Origin of the sequence: Allostigmatella hybrida, from assembly GCF_020103775.1 — a bacterium.
In the GTDB taxonomy this organism is placed as follows: domain Bacteria; phylum Myxococcota; class Myxococcia; order Myxococcales; family Myxococcaceae; genus Hyalangium; species Hyalangium aurantiaca.
Genome location: NZ_JAHXBH010000004.1, coordinates 13,306 through 28,118, shown reverse-complemented (window position 1 = coordinate 28,118; position 14,813 = coordinate 13,306). Strand labels below are relative to the sequence as shown.

The following is a 14,813-nucleotide window of genomic DNA, read 5'->3' as shown; positions in this document are numbered from 1 at the left end:
GCCCCGGGCCTACCAGGGCACCTCGCGGCCCTGGAAGTCGAGGAACATGCCGCTCTGTTCCTTGGTGATGTCATCGATGACGCGCAGCATGCCCCGCACGGCATCCTCGGGGCGCATGGGGGCCAACTTGCCGCCCATCTCCGTGCGCACCCAGCCCGGGTTGAGGGCGGCGGTGATGAGCCCCTGGTCCCGGAAGTCCACCGCCATGGTGCGCATGCAGACGTTCAGCGCGGCCTTGGACATGCGGTAGGCGTACGCGCCGCCCTCGAAGCCGTAGACGCCCCCACGGGTGTTCTCGGTGAGCGAGGCCATGCGCGTCGTCAGGTGGATGATTTTCCGCGTGGGGCCCTTGAGCACCGCGGGCATCAGCGCGGCGGACAGGCGCATGGGGCCCACGGAGTTGGTCTCCATGACCTTGGTCATGTCCTCGTAGTCCATCTCCATGAACGAGCACCACTTGCCGCTGACGCCCGCGTTGTTGATGAGCACATCCAGCGGCCCATCACTCACGGCCGCGGCGAACGCCTTCACGCTGGCTTGGTTGGTGATATCGAGCTCGTGGATCCGCAACCGGGGCCCCACGCTGTATACCAACGGGGCGAGCAACCTGGCCTCCGCCGGCGCACGCACGCCGGCCTCCACGGTGTCGCCACGTTCGAGAAGTTGCCGGACGAATTCGAGACCGATGCCACGGCTGGCACCGGAGATGGCGTAGCGCATGGGGAGCATTAACGCGCGTCGCACGCTGTAGGCACAACACATGTGATGCTTGACCCACGGGCCGGCCTTGAAGGTAGGAAGGCACGCAGACCCAGGAGTAACGGTTATGGCCGTCATTGCAGTCGTCGGAGGAGGCATCACCGGGCTCGCGCTGGCGCATCGCCTCCGCTCACGTGGAAAGGATGCGGTCGTGCTGGAAGCCGCTCCCCGGCTGGGGGGCGTCATCCAGACCAGACACCGTGAGGGGTTCTCCACGGAGGCAGGACCCAACAGCTTCCTTGACAGGGAACCGGCCACCCGCGAGCTGGCCGCGAGCCTGGGGGTGGAGGAGCGGATCCGCATGGCGGATCCGGCGGCGAAGTCGCGCTACGTGTACTCACGCGGCGCCTTGCGGCCCGTGCCCGCCTCGCCCCCGGCGTTCCTGAAGTCGGATCTCCTGCCGCTGAGCGCGCGGCTGCGCGTGCTCGCGGAGCTCTTCACGGGCCGGGGGCCTGCGGGCCGGGATGAATCCCTCGGAGATTTTGGGCGCCGGCACGTGGGGACGCGGGCGGCCTCGGTGCTGATCGACGCGATGCAGACGGGCACCTACGCGGGGGACATGGAGGCACTGAGCGCGGAGGCGGCCTTCCCGGTGTTGAAGCAACTGGAGCGCGAGCACCGCAGCCTCATCCTCGGGCAGGTGCGAACCCAGCGCGCGAAGCGCCAGGCCGCCTCCGAGGGCCCGAAGCTGAAGGGGGCCATGTGCACGTTCGAGGGCGGGTTGGGCACGCTGGTGGACGCCCTGGCCCAGGCGCTCGGGCCCGCGGCCCGCACCGGCGCGGCGGTGGAAGGGCTCACCCGCACCGCGGAGGGCTGGCGCGTCTCGGTGCGCGAGGGGGGAGCCCGGGCGGAGCTGGAGGCCTCCCAGGTGGTGTTGACCGCCCCGGCGCCGGTCTCGGCGGAGCTGCTCCAGCCCCTGGATGCGCCGCTCGCCGAGCGGGTGAAGGGCATTGTCTACGCGCCCATCGCCGTGGTGCACCTGGGCTTCGCGCCCGGACGGACGCCCGCGCCGGATGGCTTCGGCTTCCTCGTGCCGGCGCTGGAGCAGCGCCGGCTGCTGGGCGCCATCCACGCCTCCACGGTGTTCCCGTTCCGCGCGGAGGGAGGGCGCGTCCTCTACACGTGCATGGTGGGCGGCGCGCGCCGGCCGGACCTGGTGGGGCTGGACGAGGAGGCCCTCGCGCAGGTGGCCCGGGAGGAGCTGCGCGCGCTGGCCGGGGTGGCGGCGAGCCCGGACTTCACGGAGGTCATCCGCTGGCCGCGAGGCATCCCGCAGTACACCGTGGGACACCTTGAACGGATGGCGGCCATCGACACGGCGCTGGCGCGGCTGCCGGGCCTGCACCTGGCAGGCAACGCCTACAAAGGCGTGGGGCTCAATGACTGCATCCGCAACGCGGCGGCGCTGGGAGATGCCCTGGCCTCCCGGTGAGAGGCCAGGGCCCGGCAGCCCCGGTCAGGCCTGCCCCTCCTGCCGACGGCGGAGCAGCAGCGGCAGGCCGGCCAACAGGAGCAAGGACATGAAACCCATGCCTCCCGTCGAGTTGCAGTCGCAGCCGCCTCCGGTCTCAGCGCCCCCGTCTCCCTCTCCGTCCTCGTCCTCCTCGGTCACCGTGAGGGTCACCGTGGCCGTGCTGGTGCCGCCGCGCCCGTCCGACACCGTATAGGTGAATGACGTGGTGCCCACGAAGTCCGGCACCGGCACGAAGCTCACCCGCGTGTCCGTGAAGAGGACCGAGCCGTTGGCGGGCTGAGACGTCGCGATGATGCGGAGCGTCTCGCCCACGTCCGGGGCCGTCGTGTCATTGGCCAGCACGTCCAGCTCCGTGGCGCCGCTGTTCTCCTTCACCGTGAAGGCGTCATCCCGGGCCACGGGCGGCTGGTTGGTCTCGGACACCGTCACCGTCACGGTGGCCGTGTCCAGGCCGCCCTTTCCATCGGACACCGTATAGGTGAACGTCGTGGTGCCCACGAAGCCAGCGGCCGGCGTGAAGCTCACCCGTGTGGCGGTAAAGGTCACCGCGCCGTTCGCGGGCTGAGTGACCGCCGTGATGGAGAGCGTCTCGCCCGCGTCCGGCGCCGTGGTGTCGTTGGCCAGCACGTCCAGCTCCGTGGCGCCGCTGTCCTTGGACACCGTGAAGGCATCATCATTGGCCACCGGAGGGTTGTTCGTCTCGGACACCGTCACCGTCACGGTGGCCGTATCGGTCCCCCCCTTTCCGTCGGACACCGTATAGGTGAACGTCGTGGGGCCCACGAAGCCAGCGGCCGGCGTGAAGCGCACGCGCGTGCCGGTGAAGGTCACCGCGCCGTTCGCAGGCTGGGTGACCGCCGTGATGGAGAGCGTCTCGCCCGCGTCCGGCGCCGTGGTGTCGTTGGCCAGCACGTCCAGCTCCGTGGCGCCGCTGTCCTTGGACACCGTGAAGGCATCATCATTGGCCACCGGCGGGTTGTTCGTTTCGGACACGGTGACCGTCACGGTGGCCGTGTCGGTCCCCCCGCGTCCATCGGACACCGTATAGGTGAACGTCGTGGTGCCCACGAAGCCAGCAGCCGGCGTGAACCTCGCGCGCGTGGCGGTGAAGCTCACCGAGCCGTTCGCAGGCTGGGTGACTGCCGTGATGGAGAGCGTCTCCCCCGTGTCCGGCGCCGTGGTGTCATTGGCCAGCACGTCCAGCTCCGTGGCACCGCTGTCCTTGAGCACCGAGAAGCTGTCGTCATTGGCCACGGGCGGGGAATTCACTTCGGTGACGGTGACCGTGACGGTGGCCGTGTCGGTGCCCCCGCGCCCATCGGCCACCGTATAGGTGAATGTCGTGGGGCCCGCGAAGCCAGCCGCCGGCGTGAAGCTCACGCGCGTGGCGGTGAAGGTCACCGCGCCATTCGCAGGCTGGGTGGCCGCCGTGATGCTCAGCGTCTCGCCCGTATCCGGCGCCGTGGTGTCGTTGGCCAGCACGTCCAGTTCCGTGGCACCACTGTTCTGCGCCACCGTGAAGGCGTCATCGTTGGCCACGGGCGGGTGATTGGCCTCAGCGACGGTGACCGTGACGGTGGCCGTGTCGGTGCCCCCACGTCCATCGGACACCGTATAGGTGAACGCCGTGGTGCCCACGAAGCCAGCCGCCGGCGTGAAGCGCACGCGCGTGGCGGTAAAGGTCACCGAGCCGTTCGAGGGCTGGGTGACCGCCGTGATGGAGAGCGTCTCGCCCACGTCTGGCGCCCCTGTGTCGTTGGCCAGCACGTCCATCTCCGTGGCACCGCTGTCCTGCACCACCGTGAAGGCGTCATCATTGGCCACCGGCGGGTTGTTCGTCTCGGACACCGCCACCGTCACCGTGGCCGTATCGGTGCCCCCGCGCCCATCGGACACCGTATAGGTGAACGTCGTGGGGCCCACGAAGCCAGCCGCCGGCGTGAAGCTCACCCGCGTGGCGGTGAAGGTCACCGCGCCATCGGCCGGCTGGGTGACCGCCGTGATGGAGAGCGTCTCGCCCACGTCCGGCGCCGTGGTGTCGTTGGCCAGCACGTCCAACTCCGTGGCGCCGCTGTCCTTGAGCACCGAGAAGCTGTCGTCCTGGGCCACCGGCGGGTGGTTCACCGCCGTGACATTGATGAGGATCGCATCGCTGTCACTCTTGTTCCCGCCCAGGCCGCTGCCCCCCAAGTCCAGCACGGAGAAGATGATGGACGCGGAGCCGGAGTAGGCAGGGTTCGTCGTGAACTTCAGTCCCTCCAACGCGGCATTCACGTTCGTCAGCGTCCCCGTGAACAACATGGCCACATCCGCGGTTCCATCTCCGGTGATGAACGCGAGGCCCGTCTTCTGGCTGAGCGTCAGTGTGCCGCAAGAGGCGCCATCGGCCACCTGCAACAAGACCCGCATGTTCCTTCCGAAGATGTCCGGATCCGAGGTCGCGACGCGATTGTCGTTCGCGGACGAGAAGACCCGCTCCGTGTTCTGGAGAATCGTCTGGAGCGGTGGAACGATGTTCACCGGAGCGTCGTTCTCCCCCACGACCGTCTCCTGCGATGCGGAGTTGTTGCCGGGAACCGGGTCGGTTCCCGCCGAAGTAATCGAGGCGCTCGCGGTCAGCAGCACGTCGTCCTGAAGCGGGGCCTGCATGGAGAACGTGAGGCTCTGCGAGACGTTCACGGCGAGCGTCGCCACCGTGCAGGTCCACACGTGCACCCCTCCCGAGGGGGTGCAGCCCCATCCCGGGGCATCGAACGACTGGAAGGACGCCCGGGTGTCCAGGGTCACCGTGACGGACACCTGCTCGGCCACGTTGGGCCCCAGGTTCAAAACCTCGGCCTTGTACTGGTAGTTCGCGCCCTCGGCGATCGGATCCGCCGAATCGAGCAGCAAGACCTGCAGGTTCGCATTCCCCGCCACCAGCCCGTCCGCGCGGGCGGCGAGGGGAGCGGACCGAGGCTCCGCCGGAGGCTCACAGGCGGCGCCACAGACGCCCACACACAGCATCATCAGCAGGGAGCGCAGCGCACGGAGGCGAGCGCCGGAAGCAGACAAACCCATCATGGAATGAACTCCAGGCCTGTGTGGAGAAACAGCACCCTGCTTGCGTGAGACACGGCTCAGCCAAGTGTATCGAACACATCCAGCCGAAGAGAGGGAATCAAACAGCCAGGAATTTTTCCCGATTGTCACGGCATGAGCACACAGCCAGAACGGATAATTTCTCTCTGACCGGGTGTTCCCGAAAGACAGACATGAAGGCATTCTTCATACAGGGCCGCGCGGCGTGTGAGGCCACCTCGGACGAGCCATAAGCACCGCTTCGCCAGGCAGGCTGGCAAAACCCGCTTGCCGTGACACCGGGTGCTCAATACATTGCGGTCCGAGAGGCCACGTCCTCCCCCTCATTGGGTCTAAGTCCGGGACGGCCCGGCGTCATGCTGGGAGGGCTGGATATGGCTTGGCTTTATCTCCTCGTCGCGGGCGTTCTCGAGATCGTCTGGGCCTATGCGATGAAACAGTCGCAGGGGTTCACCCGCTTGTGGCCCTCGGTCATCACCCTCGGCGTCATGGCCGGAAGCTTCGGCCTGCTGTCGCTCGCGATGCGCAGCCTGCCGCTCGGAACCGCCTATACCATCTGGACGGGCATCGGCGCGGTGGGCTCGTTCATCGTCGGCGTGGTGCTCCTGGGAGAGCATCTGACGGTGATGCGGGCCGTGGCGGCCTGCCTGATCGTGACGGGGTTGGTCCTGATGAAGTTCTCCAGCCCCGGCTGACCGGGCCCGGGGTGCGAGAATCCGTGCATCCCTGGCGCAATGCGTTTATGGGATGCGCATGAGCAGCCTCCTCTTCTCGCCCCTGTCCCTGCGCAGCGTCACCTTGCGCAACCGCATCGCCGTCTCCCCCATGTGCCAGTACTCGTACGAGGACGGCTTCTCCAATGACTGGCAGTTCGTGCACCTCGGCAGCCGCGCCGTGGGCGGCGCGGGGCTGATCATCGTGGAGGCCACCGCCGTCGTGCCCGAGGGCCGCATCTCGCCGCAGGACCTGGGCCTGTGGAAGGACGAGCACATCGCGCCGCTCGCGCGTCTCACGCGCTTCATCTCCGAGCAGGGCGCGGTGCCCGGCATCCAGATCGCGCACGCGGGCCGCAAGGCCTCCACCGCGGCGCCCTGGAACGGCGACGGCGCGGTGCGCCCCGAGGCCGGGGGCTGGACGCCCGTGGGCCCCACGACGGAGGCCTTCTCCCCCACCTATCCGGTGCCCGAGGCGCTCGACAAGGCGGGCATCGAGAAGGTCATCCGCGCCTTCGCGGACACGGCGGTGCGCGCGCACACCGCGGGCTTCCGCCTGCTGGAGGTGCACGCGGCGCACGGCTACCTGTTCCACGAGTTCCTCTCGCCGCTGGCCAACCAGCGCACCGACGAATACGGCGGCAGCTTCGAGAACCGCATCCGCATCGTCCGGGAGGCCGTGCGCGCGGTGCGGGCCAAGTGGCCCGAGGAGCTGCCCCTCATCGTCCGCATCTCCGCCACGGACTGGGTAGAGGGCGGCTGGACGGTGGAGGACTCCGTGGCCCTGTCGCGGCTGCTCAAGGAGGACGGCGTGGACCTGATGGACTGCTCGTCCGGCGGCGTGGTGGGCCACGCGAAGATTCCCGTGGGCCCGGGGTATCAAACCTCGCTGGCCGAGCGCGTCCGCCGCGAGGCCGGCATCGCCACCGGCGCCGTGGGGCTCATCCACTCCTCGTACCAGGCCGAGCACATCCTGCGCTCCGGCCAGGCGGATCTCGTCATCCTCGCGCGCCAGCTGCTGCGCGACCCGTACTGGCCCCTGCACGCCGCCAAGGAGCTGGGCGCGGACGTGAAGTGGCCCCAGCAGTACGAGCGCGCCAAGCGGTAAGCGCTCCGCCTCAGCCGGGAGGGGCGTTGTAGCCCGCCTCCCCGTAGGGCCGGAGGCGCTCCAGCCAGAGCGCCTCCAGCACCCGCAGCTCCTCCTTGGGATCCACGCCCGGCTCCTCCGGGGGCGCCAGCACATCGAGCGTCTCGAAGGAGAAGTGGTCCGCGCCATGACGGGCCCAGTCCTCCTGCAGGGCGGGGTACAGGCGGTGGATGCCCGTGGCCAGCTCGAAGCGGATGCGGTTCAGGGCCCCGGGCAGGTTGAGGCTCGAGCCCACCAGCACCTTCCCACTGGCGAGGTTTCGCACCGCGAACACCCCCATGGGAGGAGGCTTCTCCTTGTAGGCCTGCTTCAGCTCGGAACGCCGCGACCTGCCACCCTGCTGCGGGGGGGAATCATTCGAGGACATGCGTGTCTTTCAGGTGAGGGGAAGAGAAAGGGAACCGCTCAGCCCACGTAACCGAGCGCGGCGAGCTTCTGCAGGAGCCGCTGCTGGGCGGAGGGCTCCTTCGGCTCCACCCAGTTGAACCCCATCCGTGCCCAGTCGGGCTCCGCGGGGTCCATGCCCAGGGCGCGAAGGAACTCCGCCTCACAGAGGAAGAACTGCTCGCGGAACGGAAAGAGGTAGCCCCCCTGCGCCTGGAGCGAGGCGAGCGCCTCCGGGTAGGTGCGGAACCACCGGTTGAGGAAGGCCCCCCGGTTCTTGCGGAAGAAGGCCTCGGTGTCGAGCGAGGGAGCCTCCTCCTCGCCCAGGGCCTGCTTCAACTCCACCCAGGAGGCGTGGCCTTGCTCGTGGGCGATGACGGCCAGCGCATGCTTGCGGCGCACGGCCTCCCTGCGGGTGAGCACCTCCGCGGGCGTCAGCGAGGCGAAGGCCGGGAGCACCCGGAGCCGCTCAGCGGCCCGGGCCGGGCGGACGGTTCCAGCGGCGAGCAGATCCTTGAGCAGGAGCGAAGCCCGGACCTTGCACTCGCGCAGGGACAAAGGGGCGGCTGCGCGCGGATGAATTCCCATGACGGGTCCCTCGTTGGCGGCCCTCACCCGATTGGGGGCCCTGGAAGGAGTTCATCGCGAACACACCGGACTGCGGGCACAACGAGGGTGACGTCGTCTTTTTCGGGTCCAGGCGCCCCTCGGCACCTGGTCCAGGAGTTAGCCGAGGCTTGAAAGGCACGCAAGCCCGAATCGGCTAGACTGTCGGCGTCCTTGGCACCGTTCAAACCCCAGACCGCCCTCCCCCGCCTGGAGACCTCCTGGACGGACGCGCCGGGCGGCGAAGCATCCGATGAGGTGCTGATGGCCCGGTTCTGCCAGGGCGATGCCACGGCCTTCAACGCCATCTTCCAGCGCTACGCCCGGCCCGTCCAAGGCTACCTCACCCGGCTCACGGGCAACCGGACCGTGGCCGAGGACCTGGTCCAGCTCACCTTTCTGTCCCTGGTGCGCGCCCGGGGACGCTTCCTGCCAGGCGCCCGCCTGAAGCCCTGGCTGTATGCCATCGCCACCAACGCGGCCCGGGACCAGCAGCGGCGCAACCAGCGGCCCGAGGAGCTCACCGCGCAGGGGGAGCTGCCCCTCCATGCCGCCGATGACACGGCTGCCGTACGCGACATGGGCCTGGAGCGCACCGTGCAGCGCGCCCTGGAACAACTCCCGGAAGGCCAGCGCATCCCCATTGTCATGCACCGCTTCGAGGGAATGAGCTTCGCGGAGATCGCCGAGGCCCTGGGGTTGACGGAGACCGCGGTGAAGGTGCGCGCCCACCGGGGGTATGCCCGGCTCCGGGAGCTGCTGGCCCGCCAGCGACAGGAGATGAAGGAATGAGGCCCGAGTGCGCGCGCGTGATGGATGCCCTGGGCGGGCCCCTCCCCCCCGAGCTGGCCGCGCATGCCGCCACGTGCGAGGACTGCCGCGCCCTGCTCGAAGGCTTCGGGGCGCTCGAGCCCCTGTCCCGGACGCCCCCGGCCCCTCCCCCGGCCCCCGTGAGCCCCCAGGCCGCCCTCCAGGAGCTGGCCGCCCAGCCCAAGGCCACCCCGTGGTGGCGCGAGCTGCTGGTGCTGCTGGCGGTCTTCACCGCCGTCATGGCGGGGAGCCTGTTCTTCCTGGGCCGCCAGGGGCTGGTGAACAACGCTGCCTCCCCGGCCACCCTCGTGGGGCTGGGGCTGCTCATCCTCGTGCTGGTGGGCGGGGGGGCGTTCCTCGCGGTGGCGCCGGCCCGCCGCGTCCCGGCGGGGGGGCTGCTCAGCGCGGGGGCCGCGGCGGTGGCGCTCTTCCAGGTGCTGGGGGGCTCGGGCTACGCGGAGATGCGCGGCTTCGCCTCCGGGGTGCTGGGGTGCATGGTGACAGAGGTGGTGCTGACCGTCCCGCCCCTGGTGGCGGCCCTCGTGCTGCTCTGCCGGTCGGTCTTCCAGCCGCTGCGCGCCCTCGCGGCCGGGCTGTCCGCCGCGGGCGTGGGGCTCTTCGTCCTACACCTGCACTGCGCGGATGGCAGCGCCGCGCACCTGGCGCTGGGCCACGTGGCGCCCTGGCTGCTGCTGTCCGGGATGACGCTGCTCGTGCGCGCGCGGCTGCCCTCCCGCAGCTACGCGCCCTGAAGGGCCCCGGGGCTGCCCAGGGCCCTTCCCGGCCCTGGCTTACTCCTGGGACGGAGCGCGGCAGGCACTGATGGGCGTGCACGAGCCCGCGCCCCGGCTCCGGCACTCCTGGCTCGTCGCACAGCGCGAACAGTCCACCGTGCAGTAGCCCAGCGCGGCCCCGGAGTCCTGGGCCTGCCGGGCCCCCGGCAGGCCAGCGGGCGCGGCCAGACAGAGGTTCGTGGAGGGCTCGCGCGTCTCCTCCGCGGCCTGAGCAGCCCCCAGCGGTCCCACGGCCATCACGGCGGCCACGAGGAAGAATGCACGCATCACCAGTGTCTTCATGTCGTCTCCTGGGTGTGACGAGGGCCAAGCCCTACGGCTTTCCCCCGGTGGGCCGCATTATCGCATTATTGAGAGGTGTACGCTTGAGCGTCACCTTTTTCGACCCGCCGGGACGGGCTCTGATATCCCGGGCCCGTCCGCGTGAACCTCAGTCCGCGCAGACACTTTCCGCATCCCGGAGGATCCCATGGCGAACACCACCAAAGTCTTCTTCGACATCACCATCGACGGCGCCCCCGCGGGCCGCATCGTCTTCTCGCTCGACACCACCACCACCCCCAAGACGGCCGAGAACTTCCGGGCGCTGTGCACCGGTGAGAAGGGCGTCGGGAAGCAGGGCAAGCCGCTGCACTTCAAGGGCTCGTCCTTCCACCGCGTCATCCCCAATTTCATGCTCCAGGGTGGCGACTTCACCAAGGGCAACGGCACCGGCGGCGAGTCCATCTACGGTGAGAAGTTCGCGGACGAGAACTTCACCAACCGCCACACGCGCCCGGGCCTGCTCTCCATGGCCAACGCCGGCCCCAACACCAATGGCTCGCAGTTCTTCATCACCACCGTCGTCACCTCGTGGCTCGACGGCAAGCACGTCGTCTTCGGCGAGGTCGTCGAGGGCATGGACGTGGTGAAGAAGATCGAATCGCTCGGCTCCTCCGGGGGCCAGACCCGCGGCACCATCACCATCGCGGACAGCGGCCAGCTCTAGCCGTCCCCGGGGCCCCGTTGGAAAGAGGCGGCCCCCCGGGGCCGCCCGCCCAGACGGACGGGAGCCGGCGCGCATCGGACCGCGGGACCTTGCCAGCGCCCTGGGCCGCAAGGGCCGGCGGTCTGATTGCGGGGGGACCTCCCGGTGAGAACCCTGGAGTGACGGTAGCCGTACACACAGACCGCACTCCAAATGACAATCTCTCTCAAGAATCCGCTGAAGCCTCTCTTTCTGTTGCTGGGTTCCCTGCTGGCGTCCCAGGCGCTTGCGCACGGCTCGATGGAGGTCCCCATCAGCCGCGTCTACAATTGCTACAAGGGAAACCCCGAGTTTCCCACCTCCACCGCGTGCAAGGCCTTGATTGCCCACAGCGGCAAGCCGCAGCTCTACGAGTGGAACGCCATCCGGCAGACCAAGGCCAATGACAATCACCGCAAGTTCATCCCCGATGGGCAGCTGTGCAGCGGTGGCAACTCCAGCCACCGGGGACTGGACCTGACGCGCACGGACTGGGACAGCACGCTCCTGCTGCCGGACGCGGAGGGCAACTTCGAGTTCGTGTTTCACGCCACGGCCCTGCACGCCACGAAGACGATGCAGCTGTTCGTCACGCGCGAGGGGTATGATCCGTCCCAGCCGCTGAAGTGGTCAGACCTGGAGGACACGCCGTTCTGTACCGCGACGGGCCTCACGGATGTGGACCACCGCTACCACATGCGCTGTCCCTTTCCCCAGGGCAAGCACGGCGCGCATGTCATCTACGCCATCTGGCAGCGCTCCGACAGCACCGAGGCCTTCTACTCGTGCAGCGACGTGAGCTTCCCGGAGGCCCCGGCGGCGGCCACCACCACCCGCTGGAGGGAGCTGGGGCAGGTGCTTGCGCGGGGGGATCTGCCCGCCCAGAGCCAGGTCACCTTCCGTCTCTTCGACAAGACGGGCAAGGACCTCGAGTCCCACTCGCTCCAGTTGGAAGACGCCACCCCGGCCGCCACCTGGCTCCTGCTCCTGGCACAGAAAGTCAATGCCACCTCCAGCCATGTGAAGGTAGGGGTCCTCACTGCCTCCGGCGAGGTGCCCCCCGTGGAGCGCCGCCAAGGCAACAGGGTCTACGCCCAGGAGACGGGGTTGTCCTTCCAGCTCGACGTGGATGAGCCGGCAGGCAGCCGGTCCCTGCCCCCGCCCCCGCCGCCCGATGACGGCGCGGGCTGCCACTGACCGGGCCTCAGTCCAGGGGCCACTCGTGGATGGGGCGGCCCGAGGCGGCGTGCTGGAGGTAGCGCTCCAGCATCGCCGCCAGCGCATCCGCGCGGGGCATCTGCGCTTCCAGCCGGGCCAGCGTCTGGCGCTGCCAGCCTGCCCCGGTGATGCGCGCCTCCAGGCGGGCGTTGATGAGGGCGAGCATCGCGTCCGCCTCCGCCTCCTCCACGCCCGCCTCCACCAGGCCCTTCCGGGCCACCGGCAGCAGCTGCCGCACCAGCTCCACCACCGGAACCGGCTGGGGCGAGGGCATCTTGTCCGTGGGCCACAGCATCACCGCGTCCATGCCCTGCTTCGCCGCCCGGAGGAAGTTGCCTCGCGCGTGGGTGAAGGGCATCGCGGGCAGGAGGCGCTCCATCTCACCGGCAAGCCCCAGGGTCAGCCCCAGCAGCAGCGCGCCGTTGGCCACCATGTCCACCACCGAGGGCCCTGCGGGCAAGGCACGGAACTCGATGCGCAGGTGCCCTCCGTCGTGCGGATCGTAGATGGCGCGGTTCCAGCTCCACACGGTCCCATGGTGCAGCCGCAGCTCATCCAGCCCTGGAACCTGGCCCCGCGCCACGCTCTCCAGCGGGGATTGGGGCCCCAGCACGGGCAGCAGGGGCGCATGCAGCGCCACCGACTCCGCGAACAGCTCGAAGAGGCCCTCTCGCGCCCAGCCGTGGCCGAACGTCACCCGGGCATGCGAGGCGAACTCGCGGTCTTGGGGCTCCCCGCGATCATCCAGCGCCTGCCGGAAGAGCGCCACCCGCGTCTCGTCCCACAGCTTGCGGCCCAGGAAGTGGGGCGAGTTCGCGGACACCGCCAGCACGGGCCCCGTCACCAGTTGCGCCGCATTGTACATGCGCGCGAACTCCGCGGGCGTCACCCTCAGGTGGAATTGCAGCGAGGTGTTCGCCCCCTGCAGCGTCACGTCATCCCAGGTGAGCGTCAGGGACTCTTCCCCCGAGATGGAGACCTTGAAGGGCGCCTCCTTGCGGCGGCGCAGGACCGCCGACAGGGCGCGGTAGCGGGGCTGGTCCGTCAGCGCCGAGCCGCCGAAGTCCGCCTCCCGCAGGGTGGGCAGGATGCCCATCACCGCCACGCGCGCGCCCTGGGTGGCGGCCGCCCGGCGCACCTCGGCGAGCACATCCTCGAACTCCGCGCGCAGCGCCGTGAAGGGCCGCCCCACCAGGGCCGTGGGCCGCAGGTTGCACTCGAGGTTGTAGCGGTTGATCTCCAGCGTCACCCGGGGGTCTTCCGTGCTGTCCAGCACCTGCTGGTTCACGGACAATGGAAAGCCCGCCGCATCCACCAGGAACATCTCCAGCTCGGCGCCCACGGTGCGGGGCCCCTCGCCGAAGCCCGGGCGGCGCAGCACCAGGCGCAGCGCCTCCAGACACTCGGAAAGCCGGCGGGCGAAGCGCTGGTGGTCCTCGGGGCTGAACTCCTCGCGTTCGATGGCCAAACCCATTCTTGAGACATGGCCATGCCCTCCCTTCCTAGCAGCCTGCCCCTCTCACGCTTCCCTCGGCCGCCTGCCTTGGGGACGGCCGGGGTCCGGCCGCTCGTCTGCCCCCATGCCCTTCTTCCCCGCCGGTGTGGTATCGCTCGGCGGCGCCATGTCCGCCGCCGCCTCCAGCCCCCTTCTTGCCCTCCATGACTTGCCGCGGGCCGCCCTGGGCCAGCAGTTGGCCCAGTGGGGCTACAGCGCCTTCCACCGGGACGCGCTGTGGGAAGCCCTCTACCGGCGGCAGGTGAAGTCGCTGGAGGAGCTCGACGGACTGTTGCGCCCGGAGCTGGTGGCCTGTCTCAAGGAACGCGCCTGCCTGCGCGCCCCCACCGTGCACCACGAGGCCTTCAGCCGCGACGGCTTCACGCACAAGCTGCTCTTGCGCCAGCATGACGGGCAGACGATCGAAACCGTGTTGATGCGGTTCAAGGGGCGCGCCACCGTGTGCATCAGCACCCAGGCCGGGTGCGCCATGGGGTGCGTCTTCTGCGCCACCGGCCAGATGGGGCTGGCGCGCCACCTGAGCCCCGGGGAAATCGTCGCGCAGGTGCTCCACGCCGTGGGCCTCCTGCGGCAGACGGGCGAGTCCCTGCGCAACATCGTCCTCATGGGCATGGGCGAGCCGCTGCACAACTACGACGCCACGATGGAGGCGGTGGACATCCTCGTGGACCCCAAGGGGCTGGCCATCGGCCCGCGCTTCATCACCCTGAGCACCGTGGGCGTGGTACCGGGCATCCGCCGGCTCGCGGACGAGGAGCGGCCGGTCCAGCTCGCCGTCAGCCTCCATGGCGCCACCGACGCGGAGCGCGCCGCGCTGGTGCCGGTGGGCAAGCGTTGGCCGCTCGACGAACTGATGGAGGCGTGCCGCTACTACAGCGCCAGGCGCGGGCGCCGCATCTTCTTCGAGTGGACGCTCATCGCCGGCAAGAACGACACGCCCGAGCAGGCCCACACCCTGGGCCAGCTCCTGAAGGGCATGGAGGCCCACGTCAACGTCATCCCGCTCAACCCCACGGTGGGCTTCGGCGGCGCGCCCAGCGCGCCCGAGGCCGTGCGGGCCTTCCAGGACGTGCTCACCTCCTATGGACTGCCCAGCACGGTGCGTCAGCGGCGGGGCATCGACATCGACGCGGGATGCGGCCAGCTCAAGGCGGCGGTGGAGCGGCCTCGCCGTAACATGCCGGGGTGACGCACCTCTTACGCGCGCCCACATCCCCTGAGAACCAGGGTGGTGTTCAGTGGTAGCGGAAGCAGGGCGCACCCCCTCCTTCCCGCCAGGGACTTTGTTCGACAGCCCCGATCAAA

14 protein-coding genes are annotated in these 14,813 nt (G+C 69.6%); 8 read left to right on the top strand and 6 right to left on the bottom strand.

The window, feature by feature from the left end:
- Window positions 1–9: 9 nt before the first annotated feature.
- Window positions 10–744: an SDR family oxidoreductase gene (locus KY661_RS09080; RefSeq protein WP_225409830.1), complete on the bottom strand. Its 735-nt coding sequence runs from the start codon at window positions 742–744 to the stop codon at window positions 10–12.
- Between the two features lie 82 nt (window positions 745–826).
- Between KY661_RS09080 and hemG the strand changes: the two genes are divergently transcribed.
- Window positions 827–2,191 carry a protoporphyrinogen oxidase gene (gene hemG, locus KY661_RS09075; RefSeq protein WP_225409829.1) on the top strand — a complete coding sequence of 455 codons (1,365 nt, stop codon included), beginning with the start codon at window positions 827–829 and terminating at the stop codon, window positions 2,189–2,191.
- Between the two features lie 24 nt (window positions 2,192–2,215).
- Here the strand turns inward: hemG and KY661_RS09070 are convergent, their stop codons facing one another.
- Window positions 2,216–5,296 (bottom strand): Ig-like domain-containing protein, encoded by a 3,081-nt coding sequence (locus KY661_RS09070; protein ID WP_225409828.1) that lies wholly within the window; start codon window positions 5,294–5,296, stop codon window positions 2,216–2,218.
- Window positions 5,297–5,688: 392 nt separating this feature from the next.
- On the opposite strand from KY661_RS09070, the gene KY661_RS09065 reads away from it, so the two are divergent.
- Together KY661_RS09065 and KY661_RS09060 are read left to right on the top strand one after the other, a co-directional pair.
- Window positions 5,689–6,009 carry a DMT family transporter gene (locus tag KY661_RS09065; protein ID WP_225409827.1) on the top strand — a complete coding sequence of 107 codons (321 nt, stop codon included), beginning with the start codon at window positions 5,689–5,691 and terminating at the stop codon, window positions 6,007–6,009.
- 58 nt (window positions 6,010–6,067) lie between these two features.
- A complete protein-coding gene (locus KY661_RS09060) occupies window positions 6,068–7,135 on the top strand; it encodes an NADH:flavin oxidoreductase/NADH oxidase (RefSeq protein WP_225409826.1) in 1,068 nt (355 codons plus the stop codon).
- 10 nt (window positions 7,136–7,145) lie between these two features.
- Here the strand turns inward: KY661_RS09060 and KY661_RS09055 are convergent, their stop codons facing one another.
- Together KY661_RS09055 and KY661_RS09050 are read right to left on the bottom strand one after the other, a co-directional pair.
- A complete protein-coding gene (locus KY661_RS09055; RefSeq protein WP_225409825.1) occupies window positions 7,146–7,541 on the bottom strand; it encodes a GIY-YIG nuclease family protein in 396 nt (131 codons plus the stop codon).
- 38 nt (window positions 7,542–7,579) lie between these two features.
- Entirely contained in the window at window positions 7,580–8,146 is a 567-nt protein-coding gene (locus KY661_RS09050) for a hypothetical protein (RefSeq protein ID WP_225409824.1), read from the bottom strand.
- Between the two features lie 192 nt (window positions 8,147–8,338).
- On the opposite strand from KY661_RS09050, the gene KY661_RS09045 reads away from it, so the two are divergent.
- Both KY661_RS09045 and KY661_RS09040 read left to right on the top strand, forming a co-directional pair.
- A complete protein-coding gene (locus KY661_RS09045) occupies window positions 8,339–8,956 on the top strand; it encodes an RNA polymerase sigma factor (protein ID WP_225409823.1) in 618 nt (205 codons plus the stop codon).
- Complete coding sequence (locus KY661_RS09040) at window positions 8,953–9,726, top strand: NrsF family protein (RefSeq protein ID WP_225409822.1); 774 nt, start codon at window positions 8,953–8,955, stop codon at window positions 9,724–9,726. The genes KY661_RS09045 and KY661_RS09040 overlap by 4 nt, the downstream gene beginning before the upstream one ends.
- Before the next feature lie 39 nt (window positions 9,727–9,765).
- On the opposite strand, the gene KY661_RS09035 is transcribed toward KY661_RS09040, so the two are convergent.
- Window positions 9,766–10,050, bottom strand: coding sequence for a hypothetical protein (locus KY661_RS09035; RefSeq protein WP_225409821.1), 285 nt, complete (start codon window positions 10,048–10,050; stop codon window positions 9,766–9,768).
- A 187-nt stretch (window positions 10,051–10,237) separates the two neighbouring features.
- Between KY661_RS09035 and KY661_RS09030 the strand changes: the two genes are divergently transcribed.
- The gene (locus KY661_RS09030) at window positions 10,238–10,756 is read left to right on the top strand and encodes a peptidylprolyl isomerase (RefSeq protein WP_075004360.1); all 519 of its coding nucleotides are present in this window, start codon (window positions 10,238–10,240) and stop codon (window positions 10,754–10,756) included.
- Window positions 10,757–10,990: 234 nt separating this feature from the next.
- Complete coding sequence (locus KY661_RS09025) at window positions 10,991–11,971, top strand: lytic polysaccharide monooxygenase (RefSeq protein ID WP_225409820.1); 981 nt, start codon at window positions 10,991–10,993, stop codon at window positions 11,969–11,971.
- A gap of 7 nt (window positions 11,972–11,978) precedes the next feature.
- On the opposite strand, the gene KY661_RS09020 is transcribed toward KY661_RS09025, so the two are convergent.
- Complete coding sequence (locus tag KY661_RS09020; RefSeq protein ID WP_225409819.1) at window positions 11,979–13,466, bottom strand: glutamate--cysteine ligase family protein; 1,488 nt, start codon at window positions 13,464–13,466, stop codon at window positions 11,979–11,981.
- A 148-nt stretch (window positions 13,467–13,614) separates the two neighbouring features.
- Between KY661_RS09020 and rlmN the strand changes: the two genes are divergently transcribed.
- The gene (gene rlmN, locus KY661_RS09015) at window positions 13,615–14,697 is read left to right on the top strand and encodes a 23S rRNA (adenine(2503)-C(2))-methyltransferase RlmN (RefSeq protein WP_225409818.1); all 1,083 of its coding nucleotides are present in this window, start codon (window positions 13,615–13,617) and stop codon (window positions 14,695–14,697) included.
- Window positions 14,698–14,813: the final 116 nt, after the last annotated feature.